The following is a 4,614-nucleotide window of genomic DNA, read 5'->3' as shown; positions in this document are numbered from 1 at the left end:
CGCACTCTTCGACGGCGACTGGACCGCCGAGGACCCCGCCCCGGCCTTCACCTGACCAGTGGCAGCAGCCTGTAGGCGACCGGTGATTCCCGTCAGCCGTACGCTGGCGGGACTTCACCGCCCTGTGGTGCTAGGCCCCCGTCGCCTGCAGAACGCGCGGCGTCTTTTGGTCTCGAAGCCATCGCGTGTCGGCCTTCGACCGGAGTCCCCTCCTTCTACTGTCTCTCCCATGGGCCATTCCTGCGCCGAGTGCGGGTACCAGTACCCGGACGATGTGATCGAGCAGACGGTGCCGGAGGAGCGCCGGTGCCCGCAGTGCGGAAGCTCTCGAGTTAGCGCTGAAGCACCTGCGGGCCCCGCGGCTGCTTCCGCCACGGCTTACGGCCCCGAGAAGATTGCGGTCGCGGCCCGTCTGTGGCCGCGCTGGGCCAGTATTGCGATCGACCGGGCGCTGGCGGCCCGCGTGGCTCGTGAGCAGGCTGTGGCAGCGAAGGACCCCACCACGGAGTCTTCCTCGCTGAATGAGGAGTTCGACGCTGCGCTGGTCGCTGTGTCCGCCTCAGCGCACACGCTGGATGCCTTCTACGGCTCGGTGGTACCGGCAACGCGTCGGGCCGAGTGGAGGGCCAACCGCACCAAGCGGCGCACGGCGATTCACGAGGGTCTGAAGCTCGTGTTTGCTACTGGACCTCGCAACGCTGCCTGGGGCGACGAGTTTAAGTGGCTATTCTTTCTTCGGGATGCGTCGGTCCACCATGAGGAGAGGCCCAGGGAGACGGTTCCCCATCCGCCTCTGGGCACGCACACCGGACCGGAGTACGCCGACTACTCGACGGAGTCAGCAGACCGAGCAGTCAGATTGATGTTGGACGTCCTGCGCTGGTGTGTCGATAACCCACGGGCCAAAGCGCCCACTACCGGGCCCCAGGCACCCACGGCCGATGAGTGGGCTAGGGACAACGAGCCGGCGGTGGCTGGCCTGGAAAGCCGTTGGGCGTCGGCGTGACCGTCGGCGACCGGCGTTCGGGGTCGGCTTGCGACTTCGGGAGTACGGCTCTGATCTCGAGCGCGACCACCTTGGTAGCGCGCTGATCATCACTGGCCGCTACGTGTCGTCGTTCGCGCTCTCTTCGATGAGCTGGCTCTGGTGTCGGATGTCCATGGCTTGGTCGTTGGTGAGGTCGTACTGGGAGAGGATGCTGATCTCCGTGCGGGCTCCCTCGATGTCGCCTGTGCGCGCCAGGACTTCGGCACGCTGGGAGCGCAACCCGATGATCACGTCCTGTAGGTTCTCCTCCTCGGCCGCGAGCATCAGCGTGTCGAGAATCTTCAGTGCTTCGCCTGGGTTGGTGAGGCGGAGCACGTCTGCGACGTCCTGTCCGGAATTGATGGCCGACCGCGTTGCGCCTGAGACGGCATAGAGCTTGTGTGCCCGCACGGCCCAGGGGGCGAAGTCCATGCGGTTGAGTTTGCGGTAGACGAGGACAGCCAGGCCGAAGCAGTCGGCGAGCCGCTTGAAGTCGTCGGGAGTGTCACTGTTCACGCACTTCGCGTGCAGCTCGGCTGTCGGGGTCAGGAGATCGTCGTCTTCGAGACCGAGGTGATCCATGTAGGCGAGGGCAACCTCCATGGCCAAGAGTCCCGCTTCTTCATACTGTCCGGCTGTCCACAGCGCGGCTGCGTAGCCATACCGCAGGGCTCGGTCGTACCGGGACGGGGCAGGGGTCTGTGCCTGGGCCTCCACGTAGGCGGTCTTGAGCTGCCTGATGTCGCCCGATTCGCCGTAGAGGTAGAACCTTCTGCTGGCGAGCAGCATCCGCTCCCGCTGGCCGAAGTCTGGATGTCCGGCCCTGTGGAGTGTCTCCATGGCCTGCACGTGAACCGCGAGAGCCTCCAGGTCACCGTCCCTGTGCGCCCACACAGAGAGCGCGTTGTGGGCGTCGAACCGCAGAGCAGTGTCCGCGTCGGGTGCGTGTGCTGTGTCGGCGAGCATGGCACGCACCTCGCGGGGGTACCCGCGTTCGAAGAATCCCTCCTGCTCGGTGAGGGCGATCAATTCGTCTATCTGCCCGGTTGAGCCGAGCAGGCGCATCCAGCGGGAGAGCCGGTCAGGGCCCTTGTGGCCTTCGAGGAGTCGACACAAGGTGCGTAGTAGCCGGTCGGCTGCTTCCTCGCCGAACTCCTCCACCATCGAGGCAGCCAGGGGGCGGACAGCGTCGTGGAGCTTGAGGTGACCGTCGGCGAACGGCTGCGTCAGACCGTGGGCGGCAAGTTCCCGAGCAGCACGTACGGTGTCGGGCGCGCGCTCCGCACCGATCTCCGCGGCCAATTGCTGCAGCTCATCGCGCGTCAACGGCACTTCGGCAAAGGCAAGGAGTCCAGCGAGCTTCTTAGCTGTCTCGTTCAGGCGTCCGAAGGACTGTTCCAGGATGAGCTCCTGGGCAGTGCTCTTGAAGTGTGTCCGCTCTTCGAAGGTGTTGCAGAAAGCTGCGGCGTCGGCGTTGTACTCGCTGCGGGTCAAAGCAGCCGCCTGGAGGACGTAGAGAGGCAGGCCACCAGTGAGCGAGCAGACGCGTCGTGCGGTGAGGTAGTCGGTTCTGCAGCCTTCGGCAGCGAATGCCTCGGCGATGGTGTCGACGGTCCACCCGGGCAGCATTTGTGCGGTGATTCCGAGGTGGGCCTCGAGTACCGTCTGGTCGGGCCAGGGCTGCGCCAGCAAGATCAAGTGCACAGTGGGAAGCGCGTCGACCAGCATCCGGATCCCGTTCGTGGGGAGCCGGTGGGCGTTGTCGAGCACGACAGCGACGACTGTCGATGTTCGCGTGAGCCGCAGGTGGACTGCCCGCAAGACCTCCACGCTCGACCCGTGGGGCAGTTCCCCTCCCACCAGGCTGCTCAGGTGCCGGGCTGCGAGCTCGCGGGCCATTGACTCGGCGACGGCCTCAGTCGACACGCCGTCTGCGACGTCGCAATACGTGACGGACAGAGGGCACCGTTCAGCCGCATGCGCGGCCCAGGTGGTCTTCCCTGCACCGGAGTACCCCACCACCAGCCGCACCCGCTGCTCCCCGACCAGCTCCGGATCGCTCTTCTGCGGCCAGTACATTTCGGGAACCTCAGGGAACGCCTGCAGCTCCTCGACGAACTGCTCAAACAACCCAGGCAGGTCAGCTGCAACGAACGCCTGACCGCGAGCCCCAGTGGATGCGTACTGCACCCGGGCAGCCAGCTTCTCCACCAGTGTCTGCGGCTTCAACGCAAGGAACGGCACCCGCTCAGCCTCGGCTGTGCACCACTGCAGCATGCCGTCCAGGTCCCCGGCCGGCGGAGGCAGCCACCTGTCGTGCCCTGCCGGCCCCCCGGGCCACAGCAACTGCACGTCGCCCGGCCAGCCCACTGTCCGGGTTTTGGCGACCAGGGCGGGACCCGGCTGAGCGTTGCTGACCACGACCAGCACGGGGCTCCCGCTGCGCCGACCTTCATCGTGCTCCGCGCGGATCTTCCTCTGGAACTGTTCGACCGCGTCGCGAATGTCGCTCCACACCAGGACGCCACTCTGCCGGGTCTTGACCTGGAGATACAGCTGCCGGCCCGGGAGCACGACCTCAAGATCCTCGTCCCGCTCCACTAGCAGCGTCTGGGCACCCGCATCCCGCAGCCTCAGCAGGCACCCGACGGCATACAGATGCTGGTACGTGAATCCGCGATGGGTAGCCTGAATACGCAGCTGCTGCGCCGCATCGAGGGGGAGGTCCCCGACGAACTCCGGTACCTCGTCGTGATCAGCACCCTCTGATACTGGCCTGTCCCCACGCATGACGTCAGATTATCTGCAGGACAGCTGCGACACCTGCCGTGTTTTAAGGCTGGATGCGGGCGCTATCGAGACGCCGGTGGACCATGGAGAGAGTGGTGAGTAGTTCGAGGAGTTCCTCGTCGGTGACGGTGCGGTGTAGCCGGGGGTCGTGGGCGGCCGGGTTCCGGTACATGCTGAACAGGCCCTTGATGAGGGTCGCAAGGCCTTTCTGCTCGTCGAGTTCCGTCGGCGTGCTGCCCGTGTTGACGGACACCCGGGCGGTGCCGCCGCCGGGCATGAGGACAGCGTCGACGAGCCGCGCCCCGTCGAGCTGTTCGCCGGTCAGCTGCCGTAGCCGGTCGGCGACCGACTTGACGGCCTCCAGGCTGGCGTGGAACGCGTTCTTGGCGAGGATCTCCTCGGTGCAGTAGCGCAGCACCTGAGGGTGCGTGCCGCGACGGCGCAGCTCGGAACGAAGGGAGCTCGCATGCCGGGCCGCGTCGCTGAGCGTTGCGGCAGCCGGACCGCGGGCGAGACGGCCCTCCTCGTTGACGCGCAGACCGATGTGGACGAGGACCTCGTTGAGGTCGTCACGGCGCCGGGAGAACACCTGCGGCTGCTGCGCGTACCGCACCGGAGCCATGGCATGGTTCACGAACACGACCACACAGTTCGCCGCCCGGTCACGGTCCTGACGCGCCAACAGCGCCCGCGCGAGACGGTCACGCTTGCTGGAGCCGTCCTGGTCCGGGACACCCGAGAGCGCCAGGAGGTTACCGATCTCCCGGCCCGTGAGCCCGTCCGCCGTGTCGGCGAGA

Annotated in this window: 2 protein-coding genes; both read right to left on the bottom strand. The window is 66.6% G+C overall.

Features of this window, described 5'->3' with window-relative positions; translation table 11 throughout:
* Positions 1–1,105 precede the first annotated feature (1,105 nt).
* Positions 1,106–3,817: an ATP-binding protein gene (locus CIB93_RS36745; protein ID WP_096633101.1), complete on the bottom strand. Its 2,712-nt coding sequence runs from the start codon at positions 3,815–3,817 to the stop codon at positions 1,106–1,108.
* A gap of 43 nt (positions 3,818–3,860) precedes the next feature.
* On the bottom strand, positions 3,861–4,614 hold a 754-nt coding region (locus CIB93_RS36740; RefSeq protein WP_107471006.1), incomplete at its 5' end, for a TIGR02391 family protein.

It is taken from the genome of Streptomyces sp. WZ.A104 (assembly GCF_002382885.1).
Classification (GTDB): Bacteria; Actinomycetota; Actinomycetes; order Streptomycetales; family Streptomycetaceae; genus Streptomyces.
This window is presented reverse-complemented; position numbering and strand designations above follow the sequence as displayed.